The sequence below is a fragment of the Herbaspirillum sp. C7C2 genome, assembly GCF_022627865.1.
Lineage (GTDB): Bacteria > Pseudomonadota > Gammaproteobacteria > Burkholderiales > Burkholderiaceae_D > Herbaspirillum > Herbaspirillum frisingense.
Genome location: NZ_JABXGI010000003.1, coordinates 26,981 through 52,810, shown reverse-complemented (window position 1 = coordinate 52,810; position 25,830 = coordinate 26,981). Strand labels below are relative to the sequence as shown.

At 59.7% G+C, this 25,830-nt stretch carries 26 protein-coding genes and 1 tRNA gene; 10 read left to right on the top strand and 17 right to left on the bottom strand.

The window, feature by feature from the left end:
• Nucleotides 1-7: 7 nt before the first annotated feature.
• Together HWE04_RS06245 and HWE04_RS06240 are read right to left on the bottom strand one after the other, a co-directional pair.
• On the bottom strand, nucleotides 8-1,549 hold the full coding sequence (locus tag HWE04_RS06245) for a fumarate hydratase (protein WP_077237926.1): 1,542 nt from the start codon (nucleotides 1,547-1,549) through the stop codon (nucleotides 8-10).
• A gap of 32 nt (nucleotides 1,550-1,581) precedes the next feature.
• Nucleotides 1,582-2,202, bottom strand: coding sequence for a YqhA family protein (locus HWE04_RS06240; protein WP_006462449.1), 621 nt, complete (start codon nucleotides 2,200-2,202; stop codon nucleotides 1,582-1,584).
• Between the two features lie 445 nt (nucleotides 2,203-2,647).
• On the opposite strand from HWE04_RS06240, the gene acs reads away from it, so the two are divergent.
• Entirely contained in the window at nucleotides 2,648-4,630 is a 1,983-nt protein-coding gene (gene acs, locus HWE04_RS06235) for an acetate--CoA ligase (protein ID WP_182994387.1), read from the top strand.
• Nucleotides 4,631-4,816: 186 nt separating this feature from the next.
• Nucleotides 4,817-4,907 (top strand) — tRNA-Ser (locus HWE04_RS06230).
• A 648-nt stretch (nucleotides 4,908-5,555) separates the two neighbouring features.
• Here the strand turns inward: HWE04_RS06230 and HWE04_RS06225 are convergent.
• A complete protein-coding gene (locus tag HWE04_RS06225) occupies nucleotides 5,556-6,227 on the bottom strand; it encodes a hypothetical protein (RefSeq protein WP_241811882.1) in 672 nt (223 codons plus the stop codon).
• 418 nt (nucleotides 6,228-6,645) lie between these two features.
• On the opposite strand from HWE04_RS06225, the gene HWE04_RS06220 reads away from it, so the two are divergent.
• Nucleotides 6,646-7,356 carry a GntR family transcriptional regulator gene (locus HWE04_RS06220; protein ID WP_241811881.1) on the top strand — a complete coding sequence of 237 codons (711 nt, stop codon included), beginning with the start codon at nucleotides 6,646-6,648 and terminating at the stop codon, nucleotides 7,354-7,356.
• A gap of 145 nt (nucleotides 7,357-7,501) precedes the next feature.
• Here HWE04_RS06220 and HWE04_RS06215 read toward each other — a convergent pair whose 3' ends face one another.
• The 4 genes from HWE04_RS06215 to HWE04_RS06200 form a co-directional block, all read right to left on the bottom strand.
• Nucleotides 7,502-8,512, bottom strand: a complete 1,011-nt coding sequence (locus HWE04_RS06215) for a TRAP transporter substrate-binding protein (protein WP_241811880.1) — start codon at nucleotides 8,510-8,512, stop codon at nucleotides 7,502-7,504.
• Between the two features lie 37 nt (nucleotides 8,513-8,549).
• The gene (locus tag HWE04_RS06210; RefSeq protein WP_241811879.1) at nucleotides 8,550-9,347 is read right to left on the bottom strand and encodes an SDR family NAD(P)-dependent oxidoreductase; all 798 of its coding nucleotides are present in this window, start codon (nucleotides 9,345-9,347) and stop codon (nucleotides 8,550-8,552) included.
• A gap of 109 nt (nucleotides 9,348-9,456) precedes the next feature.
• Nucleotides 9,457-10,251 (bottom strand): phytanoyl-CoA dioxygenase family protein, encoded by a 795-nt coding sequence (locus tag HWE04_RS06205; RefSeq protein WP_077235004.1) that lies wholly within the window; start codon nucleotides 10,249-10,251, stop codon nucleotides 9,457-9,459.
• Between the two features lie 350 nt (nucleotides 10,252-10,601).
• Complete coding sequence (locus HWE04_RS06200; protein ID WP_006462456.1) at nucleotides 10,602-11,288, bottom strand: GntR family transcriptional regulator; 687 nt, start codon at nucleotides 11,286-11,288, stop codon at nucleotides 10,602-10,604.
• Nucleotides 11,289-11,637: 349 nt separating this feature from the next.
• On the opposite strand from HWE04_RS06200, the gene HWE04_RS24440 reads away from it, so the two are divergent.
• The gene (locus tag HWE04_RS24440; RefSeq protein ID WP_255411858.1) at nucleotides 11,638-11,772 is read left to right on the top strand and encodes a hypothetical protein; all 135 of its coding nucleotides are present in this window, start codon (nucleotides 11,638-11,640) and stop codon (nucleotides 11,770-11,772) included.
• Nucleotides 11,773-11,858: 86 nt separating this feature from the next.
• Here the strand turns inward: HWE04_RS24440 and HWE04_RS06195 are convergent, their stop codons facing one another.
• Nucleotides 11,859-12,272 (bottom strand): response regulator, encoded by a 414-nt coding sequence (locus tag HWE04_RS06195; protein WP_241811878.1) that lies wholly within the window; start codon nucleotides 12,270-12,272, stop codon nucleotides 11,859-11,861.
• A gap of 87 nt (nucleotides 12,273-12,359) precedes the next feature.
• On the bottom strand, nucleotides 12,360-12,719 hold the full coding sequence (locus HWE04_RS06190) for a hypothetical protein (RefSeq protein WP_241811877.1): 360 nt from the start codon (nucleotides 12,717-12,719) through the stop codon (nucleotides 12,360-12,362).
• Between the two features lie 181 nt (nucleotides 12,720-12,900).
• Here HWE04_RS06190 and HWE04_RS06185 point away from each other — a divergent pair, with 181 nt between their 5' ends.
• The gene (locus tag HWE04_RS06185; protein WP_241811876.1) at nucleotides 12,901-14,460 is read left to right on the top strand and encodes a sensor domain-containing diguanylate cyclase; all 1,560 of its coding nucleotides are present in this window, start codon (nucleotides 12,901-12,903) and stop codon (nucleotides 14,458-14,460) included.
• Between the two features lie 388 nt (nucleotides 14,461-14,848).
• Nucleotides 14,849-14,995, top strand: coding sequence for a hypothetical protein (locus HWE04_RS06180; RefSeq protein WP_158243267.1), 147 nt, complete (start codon nucleotides 14,849-14,851; stop codon nucleotides 14,993-14,995).
• 171 nt (nucleotides 14,996-15,166) lie between these two features.
• On the opposite strand, the gene dinB is transcribed toward HWE04_RS06180, so the two are convergent.
• The gene (gene dinB / locus HWE04_RS06175) at nucleotides 15,167-16,312 is read right to left on the bottom strand and encodes a DNA polymerase IV (RefSeq protein WP_274620062.1); all 1,146 of its coding nucleotides are present in this window, start codon (nucleotides 16,310-16,312) and stop codon (nucleotides 15,167-15,169) included.
• 274 nt (nucleotides 16,313-16,586) lie between these two features.
• Here dinB and HWE04_RS06170 point away from each other — a divergent pair, with 274 nt between their 5' ends.
• A complete protein-coding gene (locus HWE04_RS06170; protein ID WP_182994414.1) occupies nucleotides 16,587-17,009 on the top strand; it encodes an EamA family transporter in 423 nt (140 codons plus the stop codon).
• 89 nt (nucleotides 17,010-17,098) lie between these two features.
• Here the strand turns inward: HWE04_RS06170 and HWE04_RS06165 are convergent, their stop codons facing one another.
• Nucleotides 17,099-17,344, bottom strand: coding sequence for a hypothetical protein (locus HWE04_RS06165; protein ID WP_241811874.1), 246 nt, complete (start codon nucleotides 17,342-17,344; stop codon nucleotides 17,099-17,101).
• A 108-nt stretch (nucleotides 17,345-17,452) separates the two neighbouring features.
• Nucleotides 17,453-17,893, bottom strand: coding sequence for a MarR family winged helix-turn-helix transcriptional regulator (locus tag HWE04_RS06160; RefSeq protein WP_241811873.1), 441 nt, complete (start codon nucleotides 17,891-17,893; stop codon nucleotides 17,453-17,455).
• 176 nt (nucleotides 17,894-18,069) lie between these two features.
• Between HWE04_RS06160 and HWE04_RS06155 the strand changes: the two genes are divergently transcribed.
• Both HWE04_RS06155 and HWE04_RS06150 read left to right on the top strand, forming a co-directional pair.
• Entirely contained in the window at nucleotides 18,070-18,615 is a 546-nt protein-coding gene (locus HWE04_RS06155; RefSeq protein WP_006462464.1) for a VOC family protein, read from the top strand.
• Between the two features lie 39 nt (nucleotides 18,616-18,654).
• Entirely contained in the window at nucleotides 18,655-20,289 is a 1,635-nt protein-coding gene (locus tag HWE04_RS06150) for an FAD-dependent oxidoreductase (protein ID WP_241811872.1), read from the top strand.
• Here the strand turns inward: HWE04_RS06150 and HWE04_RS06145 are convergent.
• The 4 genes from HWE04_RS06145 to HWE04_RS06130 form a co-directional block, all read right to left on the bottom strand.
• Entirely contained in the window at nucleotides 20,274-20,942 is a 669-nt protein-coding gene (locus tag HWE04_RS06145; RefSeq protein WP_241811871.1) for a GGDEF domain-containing protein, read from the bottom strand. The two genes, HWE04_RS06150 and HWE04_RS06145, sit on opposite strands and share 16 nt — an antisense overlap.
• A complete protein-coding gene (locus HWE04_RS06140) occupies nucleotides 20,926-21,465 on the bottom strand; it encodes a response regulator transcription factor (protein ID WP_006462467.1) in 540 nt (179 codons plus the stop codon). The genes HWE04_RS06145 and HWE04_RS06140 overlap by 17 nt, the downstream gene beginning before the upstream one ends.
• Before the next feature lie 543 nt (nucleotides 21,466-22,008).
• On the bottom strand, nucleotides 22,009-22,239 hold the full coding sequence (locus HWE04_RS06135) for a hypothetical protein (RefSeq protein ID WP_077235017.1): 231 nt from the start codon (nucleotides 22,237-22,239) through the stop codon (nucleotides 22,009-22,011).
• Nucleotides 22,240-22,247: 8 nt separating this feature from the next.
• Nucleotides 22,248-22,649, bottom strand: a complete 402-nt coding sequence (locus HWE04_RS06130; protein WP_006462469.1) for a response regulator — start codon at nucleotides 22,647-22,649, stop codon at nucleotides 22,248-22,250.
• A gap of 551 nt (nucleotides 22,650-23,200) precedes the next feature.
• Between HWE04_RS06130 and HWE04_RS06125 the strand changes: the two genes are divergently transcribed.
• The gene (locus HWE04_RS06125; protein ID WP_241811870.1) at nucleotides 23,201-24,772 is read left to right on the top strand and encodes a methyl-accepting chemotaxis protein; all 1,572 of its coding nucleotides are present in this window, start codon (nucleotides 23,201-23,203) and stop codon (nucleotides 24,770-24,772) included.
• A 232-nt stretch (nucleotides 24,773-25,004) separates the two neighbouring features.
• Here the strand turns inward: HWE04_RS06125 and HWE04_RS06120 are convergent, their stop codons facing one another.
• A complete protein-coding gene (locus HWE04_RS06120; protein WP_006462471.1) occupies nucleotides 25,005-25,223 on the bottom strand; it encodes a hypothetical protein in 219 nt (72 codons plus the stop codon).
• Between the last annotated feature and the right edge of the window lie 607 nt (nucleotides 25,224-25,830).

The window sequence follows — 25,830 nt, the reverse complement described above, 5'->3', positions numbered from 1 at the left end:
GCGTGGCTCAGGCGGTGGTGACGGGGATCTTGGACAGGGAGACGCTCTGGGCGATCTTTTCCTTCCACTCGGCCGGCCCGGTGTTGTGCACCGAGATACCGTTGGCGTCGACGGCCACGGTCACCGGCATGTCCTTGACGTCGAATTCGTAGATCGCTTCCATGCCCAGGTCGGCAAAGCCCAGCACCTTGGCCGACTTGATCGCCTTGGACACGAGGTAGGCCGAACCACCCACGGCCATCAGGTAGGCCGACTTGTGCTTCTTGATCGCCTCGATGGCGGCCGGGCCGCGCTCGGACTTGCCGATCATGGAGATCAGGCCGGTCTGTTCCAGCATCATGTCGGTGAACTTGTCCATGCGGGTGGCGGTGGTCGGACCCGCCGGGCCCACCACTTCGTCGCGCACCGGGTCGACCGGGCCGACGTAGTAGATCACGCGGTTGGTGAAGTCCACCGGCAGCTTCTCGCCCTTGGCCAGCATGTCCTGGATGCGCTTGTGGGCAGCATCGCGGCCGGTCAGCATCTTGCCGTTCAACAGCAGGGTCTGGCCCGGCTTCCAGGAGGCGACTTCTTCCTTGGTCAGGGTATCCAGGTTGACGCGCTTGGACTTTTCGGTGTCGGCCACCCAGTGCACTTCGGGCCAGTCCGACAGCGACGGCGGTTCCATGTAGGCCGGGCCGGAGCCGTCCAGCACGAAGTGGCCGTGACGGGTGGCGGCACAGTTGGGGATCATCGCCACCGGCTTGGAAGCCGCGTGGGTCGGGTGCATCATGATCTTCACATCCAGTACCGTGGTCAGGCCGCCCAGGCCCTGTGCGCCGATGCCCAGTGCGTTGACCTTCTCATAGAGCTCGATACGCAGCTCTTCGGTCTTGTTCTGCGGGCCGCGCTTCAAGAGCTCGTACATGTCGATGTCTTCCATCAACACTTCCTTGGCCATCAGCATGGCCTTCTCGGCGGTACCGCCGATGCCGATGCCCAGCATGCCCGGCGGGCACCAGCCGGCGCCCATGGTCGGCACGGTCTTCAGGACCCAGTCCACCAGGTTGTCGGAAGGGTTCAGCATGACGAACTTGGTCTTGTTTTCGGAGCCACCGCCCTTGGCGGCGATCTGGACGTCCACGGTGTTGCCCGGTACCAGTTCCATGTGGATCACGGCGGGGGTGTTGTCCTTGGTGTTCTTGCGCTCGAACTGCGGGTCGGCCACGATCGAGGCGCGCAGTACGTTGTCCGGGTGCGAGTAGCCGCGACGTACGCCTTCGTTGACGGCGTCGGCGATCGAGCCCGAGAAGCCCTCGAAGCGTACGCCCATGCCGATCTTCAGGAACACGTTGACGATGCCGGTGTCCTGGCAGATCGGACGCTTGCCCTCGGCGCACATGCGCGAGTTGGTCAGGATCTGCGCGATCGCATCCTTGGCTGCCGGGCTCTGCTCGGACTCATAGGCGCGGGCCAGGTGGGCGATGTAGTCGGCCGGATGGTAGTAGCTGATGTACTGCAGCGCGGCGGCTACGGATTCGATGAGATCGTCTTGCTTGATGATGGTCATGGCTGGTTCTCTCAGGTTTGGGTGATACGGGTTCAGTGCTTCTGGGATGGATCATCGCCATGTGCGCCGGGATGCACCATCAGGCGGTCGCAATAGGCAATGGCCATGGCCGAGAGCAGGAAGGCGATATGGATGCCGGTCTGCGCGATGAGCGTCTTGGCGTCATACAGGTTGGCGTTGATGAAGGTCTTCAACAGGTGGATCGAGGAAATACCGATGATGGCCGTGGCCAGCTTGACCTTGAGCACCGAGGCATTGACGTGCGACAGCCATTCCGGCTGGTCGGGATGGCCTTCCAGGTTCATGCGCGAGACGAAGGTCTCGTAGCCGCCCACGATCACCATGATCAGCAGGTTGGAAATCATCACCACGTCAATCAGGGCCAGTACCACCAGCATGATGGTCTGCTCGTTGAGCTTGTCGGGGCGGGTGGCGCCGGGGATGGCCACCGCATCCAGGATATGGTCCAGCGAGCTGGCACTGCCCATGGCCGCGCCGATCAGGTCCGACAGTTCGACCCAGAAGTGATAGACGTAGACGCATTGCGCCAGGATCAGGCCCAGGTACAGCGGCAGCTGCAGCCAGCGGCTCATGAAAATCAGGTTGGGCAGGATGCCGATCTTGCGGGGTGTCTTGGGCGACGGGCTGGTCATGGTGTCAGGAGTACGCTGGATGAATTCTGGCGATTGAGTGCGGTATCCGATTATGTCGCCGGGCGAACGCTACCCGCTCGGTCTCGGATTTGGGGCCGTATTCTACACGCCCTTGGGCAGAATCCGTCGCGACAGCTTCATCCCGGCCTGGATCAAATGTGAGCAGACAGGTGCCTGCGGGAAACACCGGCCTGTGCCAAAATGCACAAATGTTGTTCTGAACATAAGGGCAATATGAAGGTCTTCGTCATTGGAGGCCAGGACCGACATGCCTCGCCGGCACGCGCCGTTACCTGGCCAAGTGCCCGCGCAAGCGCCTGCGCGGCCCGCAAGACGTTGATGCAGGCGGGTTTGCGCGCCATGACGGCGCAGCATGTGTAAGGACTGAGTAAGTGAAACGGCCTATGTTTTGCGGAAAGCAAAAACAAACCTAGTGGAGACTACCGTGGCAGACATCGAAACTTTCAAGCAAGAAAACCGCGTATTCGCACCGCCGGCCGAGCTGGTCAAGCACGCCGCCATTTCCGGCATGGAGGCCTACCAGGCCCTGAACGCCGAATTCGCCAAGGATTACGAAGGCACCTGGGCCAGGCTGGCCAAGGACAACCTCAAGTGGCACAAGCCCTTCACCCAGACCCTGGATGAATCGAACGCACCGTTCTACAAATGGTTCGCCGATGGCCAGGTCAACGTCTCGTACAACTGCCTGGACGTGAACCTGGAGAACGGCAACGCCGACAAGACCGCCGTCATCTTCGAGTCCGACGATGGCAAGGTTACCCGCGTGTCCTACCGCGAGCTGCACCAGAAGGTCTGCCAGTTCGCCAATGGCCTGAAATCGCTGGGCATCAAGAAGGGTGACCGCGTGGTCATCTACATGCCGATGTCGGTGGAAGGCGTGGCCGCCATGCAGGCCTGCGCCCGCATCGGTGCCACCCACTCGGTGGTGTTCGGCGGCTTCTCCGCCAAGTCCCTGCACGAACGCGTGATCGATGCCGGCGCCGTGGCCGTGCTGACTGCCGACTACCAGGTCCGCGGCGGCAAGCAGCTGGCCCTCAAGTCCATCGTCGATGAAGCCCTGGCCATGGGTGGCTGCGATACGCTCAAGCACGTGGTCGTCTACAAGCGTGCCGGTGCCGAGATCAACTGGGTCGAAGGCCGTGACCTCTGGCTCTCCGACGTGCTGGCCAACCAGTCCGATGTCTGCGAGCCGGAATGGGTGGATGCCGAGCACCCCCTGTTCATCCTCTACACCTCCGGTTCCACCGGCAAGCCCAAGGGCGTGCAGCATGCTTCGGCTGGCTACCTGCTGTGGGCCGTGCTGACCATGAAGTGGACCTTCGACATCAAGCCCGACGATGTCTACTGGTGTACCGCCGACATCGGCTGGATCACCGGCCACACCTATATCGCCTATGGCCCGCTGGCCGTGGGCGCGACCCAGATCGTCTTCGAGGGTGTGCCGACCTATCCCAACGCCGGACGCTTCTGGGACATGGTGGCGCGCCACAAGGCCACCATCTTCTACACCGCACCCACCGCCATCCGCTCGCTGATCAAGGCCGCCGATGCCGACGAGAAGGTCCATCCCAGGCAGTATGACCTGTCGTCCCTGCGCATCCTGGGCTCGGTGGGCGAGCCCATCAACCCCGAAGCCTGGATGTGGTACTACAAGAACGTCGGCCAGGAGAAATGCCCCATCGTCGATACCTTCTGGCAGACCGAGACCGGTGGTCACATGATCTCGCCCCTGCCGGGCGCCACGCCGCAGGTACCGGGTTCGTGCACACTGCCGCTGCCGGGTATCACGGCAGCCATCGTCGACGAGACCGGCAATGACATCCCCAATGGCAATGGCGGCATCCTGGTCGTCAAGCGCCCATGGCCCTCGATGATCCGCACCATCTGGAACGACCCCGAGCGCTTCAAGAAGAGCTATTTCCCCGAGGAGCTGGGTGGCAACATCTACCTCGCCGGCGACGGCGCGGTGCGCAACAAGGAGACCGGCTACTTCACCATCACCGGCCGCATCGACGACGTGCTGAACGTCTCCGGTCACCGCATGGGCACCATGGAAATCGAATCGGCGCTGGTGGCCAACAGCATCGTGGCCGAGGCCGCCGTGGTGGGCAAGCCGGACGAAACCACCGGCGAATCGATCTGCGCCTTCGTGGTCCTGAAACGTCCGCGTCCCACCGGTGAGGAAGCCAAGCAGATCGCCAAGGAGCTGCGTGACTGGGTCGCCAAGGAAATCGGTCCGATCGCCAAGCCCAAGGAAATCCGTTTCGGCGACAACCTCCCCAAGACCCGCTCCGGCAAGATCATGCGCCGTCTGCTGCGCGTGCTGGCCAAGGGCGAAGCGATCACGCAGGACGTCTCCACGCTGGAAAACCCGGCCATCCTGGATCAGTTGAAGGAAGCGCAGTAAGCGACAACGGCACGGAAGGGCGGTCGCAAACGGCCGCCTGCAAGCCGGCAGGGCAGGGCGAGATGGATTCGGGCCCATGCCTGCCGGCTTTTTTATGGTCTTTTTGGAAAAATGTTTAGAAAAGACTTGGCTTCTTTCGGAAGCTTGCTATAATGCATGGCTTCGCTGAACGCGAACACAAATCCAGGAGAGGTGGATGAGTGGTTTAAGTCGCACGCCTGGAAAGCGTGTATAGGTTCATAGCCTATCGGGGGTTCGAATCCCCCCCTCTCCGCCAGGAATCAAGCAAAACGGGCCTTCGCGGCCCGTTTTTGCTTTTGATCCCACATACAAACGCTCACATACGAATTGGACGTTCCTTCGTTGAACGGGCTGCGCGGTTCCTCTGCGACATTTTTTGCTCGCAAATTTTATTTCCCCTCGCTCTGCTGCTCATATCGTCCGTTTCAACAGCTTGGCTCAGTTGCCGAAAACCTGCTGCAGGTATACCTCCCCCAATCCAGAGCGCTTAATTGCATTTGGCTGCTCCCGGACGGCGCAAACATTGAACCCCGAGCTTCGAATGGAGGCTGGGGGCTTTTTTCGCGGCTACGCTCTAGCGTTTTGATTCCCAGCATTTCAAATGAAATACAGGCAGCGGGATTTGAAACGAGTTGGAAGGCTTCTCTCGGCATGATGTCTACATGCCCAGCCGCAATACCGCGGTGGCACCCAACAGAAGAACACCATGATGAACCAGGTGATTAACAATATGCTCAGCGATATGGCTCATCCTTTCATCCATCTCGCCGGTAGTGCACACGGTATGCTCGAATATTTCGGACGCAGCGTCGGGGTCCTCTAAAGCTTATCCCATCAGGCTAAAGCTGCGTGTACCGAAAGCGATCCGAGGTCGGGTCTGGCCATTATGCAGAGGGCAGTGGCCTTACTCTGACTGCGGCAGCGACGCGGAACGCAGTCGCTTGGCCTCTCCAATAGCCTCTGCGAAGATCTCATGAATGTTTCGCGCCGTGAACGCCGGGAGCATGGATTCCGGCGCTGCAAAACCTCCCTGGCCCCCTAGACCCGGGACAAAATCGGAATATCTGATTTCAACATTTCCCTTTTCCTTCACGGCTTGAGCTATCTCCTTGAGTCGGTCCTGCGGATTAAGCGGCGCGTCACTCAGCCCAGGAATAGAGTTCTGTATCGACCCATAACCGCCCGCATCATTCACTTCTGCAAATAATTTGCCATTCACCAGGACCTGTCCCACGGTCTGGTATTGATGTGCGTTGGCATACTGCGAGTTAATCGCGTTGCGGGTAGCCTCCTCGCTAGCCCGGACCTTCATTTCGTTTATCAGGGCTTCCGGCATCTGGTAAGCGACAGGGGCTATGGAGCTTAATAGGGTAGCAGGGCCAGTCAGCCGATATGCACTTTCAACTTCATTACTCTGGGCTTCACTCTCGGCGGCTTTCTGCACAGCCTCGGAAGAAATGGCAACCTTGGCTGACTCTTCTACTGGGTTGTTGTCCGGCTTTGATGGGGTTTGAGGCGCAAAGGAATTTGGTTTGGATGCTACAAGTGCCGAGGCCTGGGCAGCCGTAATCATCATTGCAGTGACTCCTTGATAGGTTGGGTCAGTTCGCGGTGCAGTGCGTTACATGTACCACCGGCAGTATGAAAAGAAATCGTGTGCTTGAACTTGTAAATAAAAACGCATTTCACTCGCAATTCGGTAAATTCTCGCAAATTGAGAATTTTTGGGTGGGTTTTCGCCTCATTGGGCCTCGCATTCCCACGTCCCATGTCCCTTCGTTGCGTGTAGTCCTTTTGAGAGGATCGCCTCGGATGGCTTTGCGTGATGCCTGTAAGCTTGGTCATCGACGCGAGATCGCTTGTTACAATACCGCTGCAATCCTGAGACTCATCAAAATCGGTTTGCAAATCAGGATTTGATCCAACCAGTGGTAACCGTGCATCCTCGGGGATCTTCCGCGGGATAGCTCACTCAGCACCGATAATCAACAAGCATGGAATCAAATACAAGCCTCGAAGCAGTGGAGGATAGCCCGCCGTTTATCGAGCAAGTCTTCGATGTGCTTCTCTTCGACATTGCTTTCTGCAAGCTTGAGCCGGGCGAGAGAATTCGTCAGTCGGTATTGGCAAGCCAGCTCAAGGTTTCTCGCCAACCCATCAGTCATGCCTTGCAGCTACTCAAACATGAAGGCTTGCTGCAGGACTCTGGTCGTCAAGGGCTTCAGGTCACACCGATTGAACCGGAGTACATGCGCCTGCTATTTCAGGCGCGCAGACCGCTGGAGGCAAGCGCAGCGGCGCTCGCGGCCCAACGTGTTGCAGATCATCGTGCGGGTGACGAGGAGTGCGAATTCCTGCGGCGGATGCTTGTCGCCGGCCAGGATAAGGTGAGAGCACATGCGCCGGCGCCGGAGATTGCCATGGCGGAGTTCCAGTTTCATGTCGCGCTTTACAGGCTGTCCGGAAATACGGTGATCGAGCAGATGATGAATGGTCGTTGGGCTCACATCATGCGGGCCTTGATCACCATCCATGCCAGGGCGGATATCCTGGTTGCGTGGGAAGAGCATGCTGCCATCGCAGATTGTGTTTTGCGTGGTTCCGTTCTGGAGGCTTCGGAACTGGTATCGAGGCACGTGCAGCGGGGTGGCATTGCGCTGTGCAAGCACCTTGAAGAGGTTCTTGCACAGCCCTCTCATCTCTGAAAGTCTTGGTATTGGTCGCCTCAGGATGATTGTCCTGATCCCTGAAGATCGCGGAACCACGAACACAAATCTCGCCGCTTCCTGATGGATTGGGACGCTATTGGCTGTCCTCTGGATCCGCGATCTTCATCCGCGCCTGGTCGAGTTAGCCGAGCTTGCCGGAATAGGTCTCCAGGACCGCCCATGCTTCCGCGCCGAACTTCTTCTTCCACTCGGTGTAAAAGCCAGCCTCCGCGAGTTTTTTCCTGAAAGGTGCTGGATCGGGTTTATTGAATTTGAGTCCCTTTTGTTCGAGCTCTTTCATGAGCGTGATGGCCAGCTTCTCGCTGTCGGCACGCTGTGCGATTGCAGCAGCATTCATGTTCTTCGCGACGACTTCGCGCAGATCTTGCGGAAGCCCCTGCCAGGCGCGACCGTTTGCCAGTAACCAATAGCCATCCCAGACATGGGAAGTCTGCGAGCAGAATTTTTGCACCTCATATAGCTTGGCTGTCGCAACGATAGGGAGGGGGTTCTCCTGGGCTTCCACGATTCTGGTTTGAAGTGCGGAATACAACTCGCTGAAGTTGATCGGCGTAGGCGCGGCTCCCAGCGACTTGAAGAGTGATACCAGCAGCGGGCTGACCGGCACGCGAATGCGTGCTTTCTGCAGATCGGTGGGGCTGCTGATCGGGAATTGTGAGGTGATCTCGCGGAAACCGTTGTCCCAGACCTTGTCCATGACCACCAGTCCGGTCGCCTTGATTTTGTCCCGGATCAGATCGCCGACACCGCCATCCATGGCCTTCCAGACAGAGGGATAATCGGAGAACGCAAAGCCTACGCTGTTCAGCGATGCCATTGGAACCATCGTCGCCAGGATCACGCCGGGCAACGTAAGGAAATCCATTCCGCCACTGCGCACCTGGCTGAGCATTTCGGTATCACCGCCGAGCTGGCCATTGGGGAAAATGCGCATTTCCACCTTCCCGCCGGTGTCCGATTTCACCCGCTCGGCGGCCTCCATCAGGCGTAGGTAGATTGGATGGCTGACCGGTACGTTTGTCCCGACCTTGAAAGAGTAGGTGGGGCCGGCGGCATATAGAGGTGCAGCGGCGATGCCGGAAAGCCCGAACGCGGCGCCGGCGGCGATGATGGTGCGACGTTTTTGATCCATGATTGTCTCCGTATTATTTTAGCTGGTTGCCATTTTTTTAAGCGCAGCGTGCTGTCAGTCCGCCGTCGACCACGAGACTCGTTCCCGTGATGTATTTGGATTCATCAGAGGCGAGGAATAGTGCTGCATAAGCCGTATCCCATCCATCGCCCATCTTTCCCATTGGGACTTGCTTATCTCTTTTGTCGATCATCTCGTCGACATTGCCGCCGTAGGTTTCTTTAAGCGGTTCCTGGATCAGTGGCGTATTCATGAATCCCGGCAGGATGCAATTTGCCCGTATCCCTTGTGGGGCGTACTGCACGGCCATGTTCTGGGTCATCGCAATCATTGCTGCCTTGGCGGCGCTGTATGCCAGGTAGGGAAAGCCGATCCAGCGAATTGCAGCAATTGAGGCAATGTTCACAATCGAACCGCCGCCTGCCTCAAGCAAGTGCGGGATGACGTGCTTGCAGGTTAGAAAGACACTCGACTGGTTGATTGCGATCACCCGATTCCAGGACTCCTCTTCAGTCTCGATCGGACCACCGACTTCGACGATGCCCACGTTGTTATGCAAGACATCGACGCGGCCGAATTGCCTGGCGCATCGCTCTGCCATTTCCTTGACGTCTTCGGAACTGGCGACGTTGGCCCGGGCGGCGACGCACTTCCCCCCTTCGGCAGAAATCAGCTCGGCCGTCTCCTGTGCGGCTTCCATTCGATTGTCTACGGCGAGCACCGACGCCCCGTGCCGGGCGTACAGCACAGCAGCGGCTTTTCCATTTCCCCAGCCTGGCCCGGACGAGCCGGCTCCAGTGACAATGACCACCTTGCCCTTCATTCTTGACGACATACAAATCCTTTGGCTCTTGCGGTTTCGTAAGACGGCGAGGCGACCTCCTGCATGCCGCTTCGCCGATATCTCGGGGCTCTCTCTGCCAGCCCAATCGGGTCTTCCGGCCTCAGGCCGTCACTTCCCTGGCGAGAAACTCCTCGAAGTCCTTGGGAGATGTTTTTTGGACAGGCGTGAAATCGCGGTGAGCAATGAAGTCCGGGCGAGTCGGCTTGACGATCGCGTTGGAGAGTGCAGACAGGGTCAGATAGGCGATGCGGCGAGGGTAGGGCGTGATATTTCCAGCGGAGCCATGCACAATGTTGGCGTGGAACATCAGCACTCCGCCCTTCTTGCCGGTCGGGGTCACGATGCCGTTTCGTTCAACCAGATCGGTAACCGTCTTGTTGTCCAGGGTCCAGAGCGGATAGGACGTGGTCTTGACGTCGTGAGACGACTCCAGTGCTCCCGCCTTGTGGCTTCGTGGAACGACCATCAGGGGACCATTGATCGGCATGACATCATCCAGAAACACGGCGATGTTCATCGCGCGAGGTTCCGGCATTCCATCATCCTTGTGCCATGTGGGGAAATCCTGGTGCCATTGCCATACGTCGCCCGTGAATGCGGCTTTCGCATTGATCTTGAATTGATGGAGATAGCAGCGCTCGCCGAACAATTGCTCGACGGGGGTGACCAGGCGCTCGTCTGATGCAAGCAGCTTGCACGCTTCGCTGTATTGCTGGCAGGCGAAGGCCATCCGGGGTGCGCCGTCCTTTTCGCGCCAGACTTCGGCGCGATGCTGAGCAAAGACATCGCTGGCCGCCGCGCGAAGCGCTTCCACTTGCTCCACGGGGAAGCACTCCGGTAAAAAGATGTAGCCCAGTTCGTCAAACTCGGCGAGTTGTTGTTTGGTCAGTTGCATGTCGTGTCTCCATTTTTTAAGAAAAAGCGACCCCGTGACCCGGTGTAATCGAGCCAATCAGTCGTTGCTGTGAATACCGAAACTAGGGCCTGCTCACATTTAATCTACGAGTGCGAGAGGTCGCCAAGCGTTGTCTGCCTAGGCGCAGCGACGCGCCGTAGTGGTGCTACGGCAAGGAGCTGCAACAACGGCAGGCGACGCTTGGCGGCCTCTCCCGGAGGGTTGGCCCCAGAAGGCGCGCTGGCGGCGTTGCACGTCAGGGCTGGTGGCACCACCACCAGCCCTGACGCGCGCCTTGCCACCACGCCTTCTGGGGCCAACGCATCTCGCAGATTAAATGTGAGCAGGCCCTAATCGGCGGATTCCGTGAACTTCGTAAGTCGTCGGTACATGTCGTTACTCGCCCTCTGCATGTGACGCGCGGCCAAATCGCTTCCTTCGAGGACGTTTCCCGACAGGAGGTATTCGGTCAGTTCCTCATGCTCTTCCCACGCTCTGCCCGGGGTTTCCGGCTCGTCCAATACGATGAGCATGGATCGCATCAGGTGCGCCCAGCGCGTATTCATCATTTGCTCGATGACGTGATTTCCGGAGAGTCGATAGATGGCGCGATGGAATTCCAGATCTGCTCTCACCAGGTTCGCCAGTGGCTCGCCGCTTGCATAAGCTCTTTTCCCTTCCATGAGCGCAGCCTTGAGCGCCATGACCTGTTCGGGCGTGGCGATCCTGTCGGCCACGCGTTGTGCGGCAAGCCCGGCAACAGTGACTTCCAGCGCCTTCCTGGCCTGATACATCTGTTTCATGTAATCCGGATCGATAGGGGACACGACCAGTCCTTGCCGTCCCGAATCCTGCACCAGGCCTTCGTGTTTAAGGAGCTGTAGTGCGTGACTTATCGGTTGCCGGGACACGCTCAGTTCCGCCGCCAACTCGGCTTGCCGAATTCGTTGCCCGGGCTTCAGCGTTCCAAGGGCGATCGAGGTCAGCAACTGCTCGAATACCTGATCAATGAACGGGGAGGTGTCTTCGATAGTCATGATTATTGAATTCCGTATTCCGAACTCGAATAATAGGCAGCGGTTTTTGGACTGTCAACGATTGTTGGCGCGAAAAACGCCGTAATTACGGGGTAAATGGCGGATTGGTCTTGAATTTTATTGCACGGCTCTGATGCAAAAACTTCAACGGGTGCTAGTTATATTGTTGTTTTAATAAATATTTCTTGGCCATTTCGAGATAAATATCTCAATTAACGTAATTTGGTCACTAAATTGGAATTCTGAATTTGGGGGCGCTCGGCGCAGCGCCTGTATTCGGCTGGAGCTTGACACGGAAACAGCGCTGATTCAGAGGCTGATTGATGATGCCCTGCGGGCAAGGTGATGGATGTCGCCCCCCTCAGAGTGCGACCACCAGCTGTTCCCAGGTGCGATGTACGTGGCGGCCCAGGCGCAACGCGCCTTCAGGGCTGGAGAAGTGCTCCAGAGCACGCTGTATTCGGCATGGCAGGCACTGGACTGAACAAGGTGGCAAGCAGCGTAGGCCGCTTCGGCGGTGTGGGCTGCTTGCCCTTGGCAGCAGCAGTTTTTTTGACAGACCCCGCTGGTCTAGGCTGCCGGCTTGCCGATATCCGGATTTCCACTCGCATCAAGCTGTACCTGGCGTACCGTGTGAATGATTTCCTCCAGCGGGCTGGGCTTCCACAGGAACGCTGAAAACAACTTCAGCGTAGCCCGGGAGTCCGTCAGCGGCGTGGCACTCAGCAAGACGATAGGGATGTGCCGATAACGGCCATCCGCCCTGAGCGCTGTGGCGAACGTCAGCCCATCCATGACCGGCATGCGCAGGTCCGTCAGGATGACGTCGACCCGCTGGCCCTCCATGACCGCCAATGCTTCAGCGCCTTGTCCGGCCTGGAGCACGCTATAGCCCTCCATCTCGAACACATCGGCGAGCAGGGACCTGACATACACATTGTCTTCGATCACCAGGATGGTAGCGGCAGCCGACTTCGGGTTCATGACAAGCCTACGAGCGAAATTGAATAAGACATATCTGCGCGGACCGAGGCATGGTTTGCCCATGCCCTTCCCGCACGATGGCGCGAATCAATGGAAAGTCGTCGCTCTGTGCGCATTGAAGCCGGCGCGTCCCGCCAGCTCATCATGCTCCTCGATGAAGAGCAGGAATTCCATGTGATTTCTGGCATTGACCCAGGTATCCATTGCCCGCGCATTCGGAATTGCCGATGAGCTGATGTGCTCGCCGATCAGGCCGCCGACCCAGCGCCGGATTTCGGCGCACTCCGCTCCCGCAGCATGCATCGCGACGAGGCAATTCCTTGTCGCCGCCCGGACCAGATCTCCTACGATCAGGTTGGCGCCAGCCATCTCCGCCAGTCTGGTCACGATCAACATGTACCGGCTGGCGATGTCTTGCGCATGACTATTTAGCATTTTTTCTTCCATGGGCGTCGTTATACGCCCCTGGAGAATTCATGCCATCAGGATAATCCTTAGCGCCTGCACAACATCGATCCTGCCCCTTCGCCCCCTCTGGGTGTTGCAGCTCAGGTAATTTCTGATACGTGATCCTTAACGGACAGTAAATAATGTTCCCATTGGACGTCACCGTGGAAGGGGGGTAGTTATGGACGTTTGTGCTATCAAGGTGGCGTCGAGATCGGCCAAGCGGTTCGTCATTGTCGTGTGTCTCATCATCGTCGGTCTGGAAGGCTGGTCCAGCTGGCACGAGCGCCGAACGGTGATCGAGGACTCGTTCCGGTCGACGGCCAACATGGCCGTGGCGCTTTCGCAGCATGCGGACCAGGCGCTGGACGAAGTCGATATCGTGCTCAAGGCCGCGCTGGAGCAGTCGATCAGTACCGGCAAATCAGCTGCCGACAGGACCCGGCTGCACAACTTCCTGGTCCAGAACGTCAGTGATGTCCCGCAACTGGCGGGGCTGTTCATCTATGACGAGAAGGGGGCCTGGGTCGCAACGTCGCAACCGATCCTCGAAACCCGGTTCAATAACAGCGACCGCGACTATTTCATCCACCACAAGGAGCAGCGCTTGAATACCGCCTTCATCGGCAAGCCCGTGCGCAGCAAGTCGACCGGCCATTGGGTGCTGACGATGAGCAGGCGCATCGACAAGCCCGATGGAAGCTTTGGGGGTGTTGTACTGGCGACGCTGGACATCAACTTCTTCGAGCGTTTTTATCACCAGTTCGATATCGGGAAGAAGGGGGCCATCCTGTTCGGCACCAATGCGGCCACCGTCCTCTATCGGCGTCCCCTGCTGGCCGATTCGATGGGCAAGGTATTGACCAACTCGCCCTTGTTCCAGCAGCACGTCAAGCTGGCCGATTCCGGTGCGGTCGAGATTCGCTCGACCCAGGATGGCGTGGTGCGGATCAACAGTTTCAAGCACCTGACCAATTACCCGCTTTTCATGATCGTGGCGGTGTCGAAGGACGAAGTGCTCCATAACTGGACGCGTCATGCCATCGAAAAGGCCGTCGGTATCAGCTTCCTGCTCCTGGCCGTCTGCTATGGCGGCAGCAAGATGGTGACCCAGGTTGCCCTGCGTGAGCGCGCACAGGCCGAGGCCGTGACCGCCCAGGAGAATCTGGAAAAGATGTTCCAGCTGCTGCAGGTGCAGTCGCGCCGGGATGGACTGACCGGCGCCATCAACCGGCGCTATTTCGACGAGTTGCTGGAGCTGGAAGTGGCGCGCTTCGGCCGTTCAGGTGGAGCGCTCTCGTTGCTCATGATCGATGTCGATCACTTCAAGAAATACAACGACAACTACGGACATGTTGCGGGGGACCAGTGTCTGCAGAAAGTGGCCACTGCCATCGCCGAGGCGGCCAGGCGCGAAGTCGATGTGGTGGCCCGCTACGGTGGCGAAGAATTCGCCGTCCTGCTGCCGGCATGCGGCCGGGCGGGCGCAACCGTTGTCGCCGAAAGAATCTGCGCCGCCGTCAGGGCACTGGCCATTACCCACCCCTCCAGTGAAGACGGCGTGGTTGGCGTCAGCGTCGGCATCAGCTCGATCGAGTCGGACAAGGGCTTCACATTCCAGCCCCGGGAAATCGTGGAGGTCGCAGACAAGGCGCTCTATGTCGCCAAGGAAAACGGGCGTGGAAGAGCGGTCTACCGGGAGTTCACCTACCGCCCGCCAGTGCTGGTCTGGTCGGCCTAGAGATGGCCCGATCCCGCGTGTTTCACCTGTAACTTTTCTGCGGCCCGATGCAACCGTGCCGTAACCAGCGCAGGCCAAGATGACTAGAACTCATTTCATAAATAGGCGCGAGTGCGAGCGAGTCCCGTTTGGGATGAAGTGCAAGGCGCGAATTTGGGTCAAGACTGGGCGTCTTGACCCAAATTCGTAACGCAGCAATTCGCCCAAACGGGGCCGCTCCCTCCGGGTTCTGTCCAGAAAGGGCGCTGGCCGCGTTGCGCTCCTTGCGTGTGGCACCGCCACACGACGCGTCGCGCGCCTTGCCAGCGCCCTTTCTGGGCAGAACGCATCTCACGACTATTTATGAAATGAGTTCTACCTATCGAAACCCCAGTCATCGGAGAACACCATGCGCTTCTACCTCTTCTACTTCGTCGCCGTCGTCAGCCTGATGGCCAGCACCGTGGCCGAAGCGGCGACTGCCGGCCAATATCACAGCCCGGATGAATGGTGGTTCTTCCAGGTCATGGGCGCCCTCGGCGGTTTCTCGTTCTAACTGATCAGACAAGGAGAACATCATGGCCGCAGCACTGCTCCACATCGCCAGCGAGATCTACACCCGGTTCGCACCCGCCCTCCAGGAGATGGTCGCGCATACGTTTTGAACGGGATTCGATGCAAGTGGGGAGGGGGCAGCCTTCCCTCCCGGGGCGACCGGATGCGCGTATCAGATGTCCAGCTGGAACTGCACCGGTTGCGCCTGTTCGGCCGCACCCGGCTTGAGCAGGCCGCTTGCCTTGACTCCCAGCAGGCGGATGGATTGGTCGAAAACGATGCGCTTGAGGCAATTGCCGGCGACCTTCCTGATCTCCCGTGCATCGGCCGTCGCCACCGTCAGCGTGGCATCGCGGGTCACGGTCGAGAAATCCTTGAAGCGCAGCTTGATCCCGACCTTGCGGCAGAGGTAGCCTTTGCGGTCCAGATCGGCCGCCACCTGCTCGCACAAGCGCGTGAAGATCGCGCCCAGTTCATTGCGGTCGCGGACGGCATCGAGATCACGTTCGAAGGTGGTCTCGCGGCTCATGGACACCGGTTCGGACTCGGTGACCACCGGTCGATCATCGATGCCATGGGAGACGCGATACAGCCAGGCGCCATAGCTGCGGCCGAAATTCTCCACCAGCCAGTCTTCCCGGCAGGCGGCCAGTTCGCCGATGGTACGGATAGCCAGCGTATCGAGCTTCCTGGCCGACTTGGGGCCGATGCCGTTGATCTTGCTCACCGGCATGGGCCAGATGCGATCCGGGATGTCCTCCATCGTCAAGATGGTGAAGCCGTCCGGCTTCTGGATATCGGAGCACAGTTTGGCCAGCAGCTTGTTGGGGGCAATGCCGACCGAACAGGTCAGTTGGGTGGCCTCGAAGACCGAGCGCTTGAACATCGCGACGATGTCTTCCGATGTTGCCTCCAGCGAGGAGATGTCGGTATAGATTTCATCGATGCCGACATCCTGGATGATGGGGCTGATGGCCCTGATGGCGTCCTTGAAACGGCGGGAATACTGGCGATACAGCTCGAAATTGACCGGCAACAGGATGGCCTCCGGCGCCAGACGCGCCGCACGCATGGTGGGCATGCCGGAATGTACGCCCAGCGCACGGGCCTCGTAGGTCGCCGTGGTCAGCACCCCCCGGCCGACATAATCCTTGAGCCTGGCGAATTCCAGCGTGCCATCCTCCAGCGCCTTGGGCGCGTGCGTCTGTCGCCCGCCGACGACCATGGGCAGGCCGCGCAGTTGTGGATAACGCGAAAGTTCGCAAGACGCAAAGAATGCATCCATGTCGATATGAGCTATGCGCCGCGCAGGGGACATGTTCTTCAGGGACCGAACTGCCAGGGTTCGTGATGGGGAAAGCCAGAAAAGCGGTGATTGTATCCAGAATCCGCTATTTCCTGCGAAAGCCGGCGTATCCCGTCCCACTCGTGCGGATGATCGTGTCCGGGCAGGAGGGGGGCGAAGAATACAGCGCGCCCCTTGCAGCAGAAAGCAGGCAGCTCATGGTAATTTGGCGGTTCAACCCGGCTTGTCGGCTCAGTTCGAATGCCCGCCGTCCGGGATCAATCAATCTGCCGTGAGGGATAACAAGATGGAGCGCTGGGTCGCTTATGCATTCATTTCGATGGCCTTCGCCGGTTTTACTTCAGTCATTGCAAAGCTTGGATTGACCGGCATCTCGGGCGACCTGGGGTTGGCGATACGGACCTGCTTCGTGTTCCTGTTCGTACTGCTGTTCGCAGGCGTCGTCGTACCGGCTTCGCAGCTGGAAGCGCTGACATGGAAGAATTTCTTCTGGCTCGGTCTCTCCGGGGTGACGACCGCCGGCTCCTGGATTTTCTACTACAAGGCGATCAAGATGGGCGACGTCTCGACGGTCGCGCTGATCGACAAGGGCAGCGTGATCGTGGCCGTCCTGCTGGCGTGGTGGATCCTGCACGAGGCGATCACCCCGGCCAAGCTGGCAGGGGCGGGTTTGATCGCGCTGGGCTTGGTAGTGATATCGCGGGGGTAATACGTGAAGGGGGAAATACTCGAAGAAGCCGGATCGTGGGCGGAGAGCGCGGCTGCCCATCCACTCCGAATGCTTCGCCCGTCCTGGCGTCAAGGCTTGGGCGTTTCAGGCTTGCCTGTCAGGGCGCCTTCCTCGACCAGAACGCCACCCCGACCGCTACGCTGGATCCCGGCCGGGGCATGCAGGGGCGGTTGCCCGCCCAGCGTACCTTCATGGCCTTTTTCTTCCTTCTCGAACTGCGTTACCGTCGGCGCCTCACCGGGGCGCACTGGTTGGTCTGTGCCCGCCTTGGCGGGATCACGTTGATTTTCTGGCCGATTTTCAAGCTGATTCATCGCTGCTCTCCTCAAGATAGTCCAGAGCGTTCACGATAGCGCCAGCGACCCACCGCGTGCATCAGGCAGGCTCGCAATCCCGCGTCAGCCAAGGCCTGACAAGGCTCATCATTGGGCAGCGTCCTGTTCCATGGCCCTTGTGCGTATCGTTTGCATGGCACGCAGGAGGAGCTCGCGCTCACTGGCGCTCAGCGCCTGCAGCAGATAGGCCTCGCGTTCTTCGACCATCGGCACGATCTTGCGGTAGAGCCTGCGCGCCTGCGCGGTCGGCTTGACGATGCGTGCACGCGCATCCTCCGGGCTGGGTTCGCGCAGGATCAGGCCTGCCGTTTTCATCCGGCCCAAGGCACGGCTGACCTGCATCTTGTCCAGTGAGGTATGGGGTACCAGATCACTGGCCTGCATCTGGCCCTGTTCGGCCAATGCGGCCAGGATGCGCCACTCGTCGCGGCTCAGGCCGAAGCGGTCGGCGTAGACCGAGGCGACCGAGCGACTGACGGCCTCGGCCAGTTGCGCCAGCTGGTAGGGAAAGAATGCTTGCAGTTTCATTCCGGCATGGTAACAGACGTTACCAAACCACCAAAGCCGGGCAGAGCTTGATGCAGATCAATTCCCGCTGCGAAGCTTGTCCATCGGTAGCGCCTGCGCGTTGACCGCACTCCTCATGCATCCATATAGTAACAATCGTTACTAATAAGGGCTGTGCCCGTCCGAGGAGATCCACCATGCATATCGATCGTATCCACCACGTCGCCTACCGCTGCAAGGACGCCAGGCAGACCGTGGAGTGGTATGGAAAATACCTGAACATGAATTTCATCCTGGCCATTGCCGAAGACCAGGTGCCCTCGACCAAGGCGCCCGATCCCTACATGCATGTGTTCCTGGATGCCGGTCAGGGCAATGTGCTGGCCTTCTTCGAGATTCCCGCCTCGCCGCCCATGGGGCGCGATGTCAATACACCCGCCTGGGTCCAGCACATCGCCTTCAAGGTCGACAGCGAAGTCACGCTGCGTGAGGTCATGCAGCGGCTGCAGGCCGATGGCATCGAGGTGGTCGGTATCACCGATCACACCATCTTCAAGTCCATCTATTTCTTCGATCCCAATGGTCATCGGGTCGAACTGGCCGCCGACTGTGCCACGCCGGAACAGTTGCAGCGGCTGGACGCGGTGAAATGGGACATGCTGGAAGAGTGGTCGCGCACCCGTCGCGCGCCCCGCCATGCCGCATGGATGCATGCGGATGAATTCAGTGAGCAGGCCCGCTGAAGCAAGCGGTCGTGACAACAATATTCCAAGGAGACTTCTGTGCAGAGCACCTATGCCTACCCACGCTTTACCTATCGGCAATCCGACGAGCAACGCGACGGCAAGTCGCAGCTTCATCCCGTGGTCATCATCGGCGCCGGGCCGATCGGCCTGACCGCCGCTCTGGAATGCGCCGCGCGCGGCCTGCCGGTGGTGGTGCTGGATGACAACGACACCGTCAGCATCGGTTCACGCGCGGTCTGCTATGCGCAGCGCCCGCTGGAGATATGGGACCGGCTGGGCGTGGCCAGGCGCATGGTGGACAAGGGCGTGAGCTGGCAGGTGGGCAAGGTGTTCTTCGAGGACCGCCAGGTCTATCGCTTCGACCTGCAGCCCGAGGCGGGGCACAAGATGCCCGCCATGATCAATCTCCAGCAATACTATCTGGAGCAATACATGGTCGAAGCCTGCCAGGCCCATCCCCTGATCGAGCTGCGCTGGAAGCACAAGGTACTCAACCTGAAGCAGGACGATCACTGCGCCACGCTGTCGCTGGAGACACCGGACGGCTTCTACCACACCCAGGCGGAATGGATCATCGCCTGCGACGGTGCCAATAGCGATACCCGCAGGATGGTCGGCGCAGCGTTCAGCGGGCAATTCTTCCAGGACCGCTTCCTGATTGCCGACGTCATCATGAAGGCCGGCTTCCCCGCCGAACGCTGGTTCTGGTTCGACCCGCCTTTCCATCGCGGCCAGAGCGTGCTCTTGCACAAGCAGTGCGACAACGTCTGGCGCATCGATTTCCAGTTGGGCTGGGATGCTGATCCGGAGGAAGAGAAGAAGCCCGAGAAGGTGATTGCGCGCATCCAGGCCATGCTGGGCAAGGACGCGGAGTTTGAACTGGAATGGGTCTCCGTGTACCAGTTCGCCTGCCGTCGCATCGACAACATGCGCTACCAGCGCGTGCTCTTTGCCGGTGACGCCGCGCATCAGGTCTCGCCCTTCGGCGCCCGTGGCGCCAATACCGGAGTACAGGATATCGACAACCTGGTCTGGAAACTCAAGCTGGTCATCGATGGCCATGCCCCGGTCAGCTTCATCGACAGCTACCACGAGGAGCGCGCCTGGGCGGCCGATGACAACCTGCGGCAATCGACCCGCTCGACTGACTTCATCACCCCCAAGAGCCCGGTGAGCAAGCTTCTGCGTGACGCCGTCCTGAGTCTGGCCGAGACCGAGGCGTTTGCGCGCACCCTGGTCAACAGCGGCCGCCTGTCCACGCCCACCCCCTACCGCGACTCGTCCCTCAACACCCCTGACAGCGCTTTCTTCAGCGCACACATGGCCCCCGGCACTCCCTGCGCCGACGCCCCCATCCTGCGCGATGGTCGCCCCGGGTGGCTGCTGGAAGAACTGGGAGAGGGCTTTACCATCCTGGTGTTCGCGGCCGAGGCGCCGGATCTGGTCATTGACGTTCCCGGTGTCGAGGTCAGGATCAAGACCATTGCCGCATCCGGCTCAGGCGCCGACCTGATCGACCTCGAAGGCATGGCCGCCCGTCGGTATGCAGCCCGTGCCGGCAGCACCTACCTGATCCGTCCGGACCAGCACGTGGCGGCCCGCTGGCACCAGGCCGATGCTGCCGCGATCACGGCGGCCGTGGCGCGCTGCGTCTGTCATTGTGTGGCGTAGATGACGGCGCTCTGGCGCTGGCGCTTGAGGTGGTACATGCCCTGGTCGGCGCGCGCCAGCAGTGCGTCGATGCTGCTGCCATCATCCGGGTAGCGGGCGTGGCCCAGGCTGGCGCTGATGCACAGCGCATCGGCGCCGATCTGGAAGGGCTGCGACAGCGCCTGATGCAGCTTGTCACGGATGATGCCGATGTCGCCGGCGGATACGATCTCAGTGAGCACCACGAATTCATCGCCGCCGATACGCGCAATGGTATCGGCGTGGCGCAGACTGTCTGACAGGCGGCTGGCGATCTGCATCAACAGCAGGTCGCCCGCCGCATGACCGTAGCGGTCATTGACCGTCTTGAACCCGTCCAGGTCCAGGAACAGCAGGGCGAACGCACCCTGTTCGCGCTCGGCGCGGGTGAGGGCGGAGCTGATCCGCTCTTCCAGCAGCAGACGGTTGGGCAGGCCGGTGAGGCCATCGTAGAGCGCTTGCCGGCGCAGGCTTTCATTGAGCGCGCAGGCCTGTCCCAACTGTTCGCTGAGATGCCGGCAGCGACGACGCGCATGCCGCAGCAGGCCACCGAAGATGCCCATGGCACCCAGGCAGGCGCCGCTGACGGCCAGTTGCCCGATCAGGGCCAGTTCGCTGTTATCCATCCCAAACATAGAAGACCGCACCTTCCTTCATTGCGACGCACATGAATCCCCGGCCATAGATGTTCCTGATCTCGAACCGGGTGTGGACGAGTTGCGCCAGCTTCTTCCGGATGCGATAGATGATGGTATCGATGCGATGAGGATCGAAAATCTCCGCCGTGATGTTGAGCGCATGCAGCAACTGTTCCGAACTGACCGGAAAGTGCGGACTGAGAAACAGTGTGGTCAGGATCGCGCATTCCTTGTCGCTCAGCGCCAGCCGTTCGTTATGCGGGCTGACCAGGGTCCCCTGGCGGCGGTACAGGCTCCAGGCTTCGGGAGGGCCACTGGTGGGCGCATGCCGGATATGCAGGCGTCGCATGAAAGAACGTATCGTCGCCAGCAATACGGAATCCCTGACCGGCTTGTGCAGGAAGTAGTCGGCGCCGTCATGCAATGCGTTTTCATGCGCCGCTTCACTGCCGTTGTCGGCAATGACGACGATGCCCAGCAGCGGGAATTTCTGGCGCAGGTCCGCCACCAGTGGACGCAAGCCGCTGGTGATCCGGTGCGTCTCGAGAATGAGGATGGCCGGTTTTTTTTTTGAACCTCGCCCTCCAGCTGCGACAGTGCCGCTACCGCCCTGACCGGAAGTCCACTTGCTTCAAGGACCTTCAGCACGCTCCCCGGTCCCGTGTCTGGATGCTCTACGATTAACACTGCCACGTCGACTCACATCCCCAAAATGAAACAGCCCTGATCTGTTATAGCGCTCTCAACGGATGAGTCTGATTATTGGTTACGTTATACCCGCTTTTGTAAGCGGGGAGATTCACAGAAAATCTCTTGAAAATTGCTATTTTGCAATAAATTGTCTTCCGTGTTCATGCCCGATGCGATGGCGTACAGGCCTGACGAAGCTCAAGACGGCGTGTGGGTGGGAGGGGGAGGGGGATGGGGATGCGCCCGTGAGCCGGATGCCCGGGGCATGACGTCATGCCCGCAGGAGAGCGGGCATGCGCGCAACGAAGAGGGGAGAGCGGGTGCGGGTGGTGCAGCGCGGTGGCCTTGCGGAGCACCGGCTGCGGTCATGCATTCATTCGATGTCCCGACCGAAATACTGGGCCACGTCACCCTCGGTCCAATCCTTGATGACGTCGCGCTCCAGCAGCACGCGATACTCGGAACGGACCTCGCCGGCTCCCAGCTGGATGGTGCGGTTTTCCAGCGTGTAGACGGTCTGGTGGATGCGGGTGGTCATCGAGACATGCCGGATGACGGCGCCGATTTCCGGCTCCTGCCGGTCGTCGTTGGCGGGAATGTCCATGGCGCGTCCTATTTCATCTGCGCGCGCCGGGACAGGATCTTCTCGATCTTCTCCTTCAGCGTGGCGGCGTTGAATGGTTTGACGATGTAGCCGTCGGCCCCTTCCTGGGCAGCCATGACGATGTTCTCCTTCTTGGCCTCGGCGGTGATCATCAGCACCGGCAGGTGAGCCAGCGCGGGTGAGGAGCGAATCTTCTTGAGTAGCGTCAGACCGTCCATGACAGGCATGTTCCAGTCGGTGAGCACGAAGGTGATATTGGAGGCGCCAGACTCCAGGATCTTCAGCGCCGTGGAGCCATCGTCGGCTTCCACGATCTTGGTGTATTCCAGTTCCTTGAGCAGACCGCTGACAATGCGGCGCATGGTCGAAAAATCGTCGACGACGAGAAAATGCTGGTCTGTATCTGCCATGTGACTTGTGCCTTGAGCGGTGAGGTATCTCCCCTCAGGTCAGCAAGATGCATGCCGGCAGGTGCAGCCGGCCAGACACCCGCGTCATCTCGACGATTCGGATGGGCGGTCACGGTCGTGCCAGCAAGTGCAGCCGTCGCCATGGCCGGTGGGCCAGAGGGGGGAGGGACGACGAAGCCTTTGTTATATCAGAAGTCAATTGGCCACCAAACCTGTGCGTAAGCGGGAAAGTGCCCGCTTTTTCCCCTTTACCAATCCGCTCGCATCGGCGTGCAATGCAAACCGTCGCTCCATGCACTGGGAGGTGTCTATCATGAAAGACGGTGTGTAATGCAAGCCGGCAGTCGAATCCGGCAGTTGTGCAAACGTGAATCCCTCCGGCTCAGTGCTTGCCCTGCATCGATGGGGTCGACCGAGCGCCAGGCCCATGAGCCGATAAGGCCGGACTCTACCCCTCTGTTCGGGATAGGGGGCGGTCGGCGTCCGACGTATCATCGCCTGCGCGCCGACGTGACCCCACTGGCCCCATTCCAATCCACACCAAGACTCACATGAATCCTCTCCGTCGTCTCCGCCTGGGTACGCGCCTGGGTGCCGGCTTTGCCGTTCTTCTCGCGTTGCTCGTCATCATCACCCTGGTCGGTGTCGTCCGCATGTCATCGCTGGACAACACCGCCAGCGAATTGAGCAGTCGCATCTATCCCAAGGTCAATGCTGCCCAGAAGATGCAGTACCTGATGATGAACATCGCCCGTTCGGCGCGCAACATCATCATCCTGAACGACCAGGCCCAGATGGCGAGCAACAAGCAATCCATCGACAAGGATCTGGTGGAATTCCAGAAGGCGCTGGACTATCTGCGCAGCAATGTGGCCACCGAAGAAGGCAAGCGTCTGATCAACGCGGTCGACGAAGCCAGCAAGAACTACTTTGCCTTCACCAGTGATGTCGTGGCGCTGGGCCTGAAGAACCAGGGAGAAGAAGGGCAACGTCTGCTGTTCGGTCCGCGCTACAAGACCCAGGGTGAGTTGCTGGAAGCCTTGCGCCAGCTGGTGACGCGGTACGAAGATCAGATGCGCGAGGCGACCACCGCCGCGCACGCCACCTATGTGAATTCGGCGGCCATCCTGATCATCTCGGCGGTCATTGCGATCCTGATCGGCCTGATCGCCGCCTTCATGATCAGTCGTTCCATCACCGTGCCGATGGCCGATGCCCTGGACGCTGCGCGCAAGGTGGCCAACGGCGACCTGACCAAGCACATCGACGATCGTGCTCCCGATGAAACCGGTGAACTGCTCGGCGCCTTGCGCGAGATGAATCATTCATTGGTCGATATCGTCGCCAGCGTGCGCACCGGTGCCGACACCATCGCCACCGCTTCACAGGAGATCGCGGCGGGCAACCAGGATCTTTCCTCGCGTACCGAACACCAGGCCAGTTCGCTGGAAGAGACCGCCTCGTCCATGGAGGAACTGACCTCCACCGTGCAGCAGAACAGCGCCAATGCCCGCCAGGCCGCCGAGATGGCGCAGGCCGCGTCAAACATCGCCGGCCAGGGCGGCGAGATCGTCGGGCAAGTGGTGGCGACGATGGACGACATCGACGCCTCCGCGCGCAAGATCGTCGACATCATCGGCGTGATCGATGGCATCGCTTTCCAGACCAATATCCTGGCCTTGAATGCGGCAGTAGAAGCTGCTCGCGCTGGCGAGCAGGGGCGCGGCTTTGCCGTGGTGGCTACCGAGGTGCGCAGCCTGGCACAGCGATCGGCTGCGGCTGCCAAGGAGATCAAGGTACTCATCGGCAATTCGGTGGAGAAGGTCGATTCTGGCGCGCAGCTGGTCAAGCAGGCTGGACAGACCATGCAGGAAATCGTGCAGAGCGTGGCCCAGGTCAATACCATCATCGGACAGATCAGCGCCGCGGGAGAAGAACAGCGCGCCGGTATCGAGCAGGTCCATCAAGCGGTGACGGCCATGGACGAAGTCACGCAACAGAATGCGGCGCTGGTCGAACAGGCCGCCGCTGCTTCGCGCGCCATGCAGGGGCAGGCCGGTGAGCTGGCCGAGCAGGTCAGCATCTTCCGACTGCCGGTACAGGGCGCTGCGCCGATGCGTTGATGCGTTGATTGGTCTTGGTCGATGTCTCCCGTGTTGATCGCGGGAGGGATCTGGACCAATAAAAAACGGCTGCCTGAATGAAGACGGGCAGCCGTTTTTTTTGCGCGCTCGTGAGGAATGACGAGAATGTCGCCATGCACCCGGGGTGGGGCGCTTGGAGGGGCGCAGAGGGATGTGAAGACTGGCGCGACCGGAACCGGTCGCGACCAGGTCGGGGCGTCTCCGCCCGGCCTTACTCTTCGCCGCGTGCGGCCAGATCGATGGCGCGCACGATGGCCACGGCTTTTTCGATCACTTCTGCCTGGCTGCTCACGCGCATGCTTTTCTTGAGATGGTGGATGTCATCCCGGGTCTTGCGGCTCACCGGAACGTTGAGGAAGCCGTCGGGCTCGACCAGAAAGCGAGGCGGCGTCGCGGTAACGGTTTCAGGTGTCTTGGAACGTCTGGGCATGGATCTCTCCCTTTTGATTGGTCTGGATGACGGCAGCGGAGTGCCTGCGGCAATATAACTGCGAACTGAAAAATATTAGAACTTATTTTTTCGATTTTACGTTTTTTCCTCGTCTTCTCCTAATTGGCGAGAATGCGAAGCTGATCTATAGCGCCACCGCAACATCGCAGGAAACAGAAAAGACCAGGCTTGCTGCAACTGCGTCATGAAGATGATTTTCATTACCGTGGCAGCGGTCCGGCCAGTTTGAAACTTTAGTTTTCGTATGATCAGCTGCCCGCCCGTGTTGGACTATTCCTAGTTGGAATCGGCTGTACCGGGCAGCTTTTGTCAGGAAAGGATGGGCGCTTGCTGAAATTGCGGAAACCTAATATTTTTTCCTGACCTGCAGCTGTTTTTTGCCTGGCCCGGACTTCACGAGAAGGGTGGGGCGAATCCGGATCGCAGGCAAGAGCGGGCATGGTAATTGCATCAGTACGGAGGCGTCCTGTGCGCTGCCCGATAGGGGTGGATGCGCATCGCAGGGGACGGGACATCGGGGTATTTTCTAAGTTAGACATCGCCTGCATCGCCACGAGTGATACCAAAACAGGCGCCCCCTGTTTGC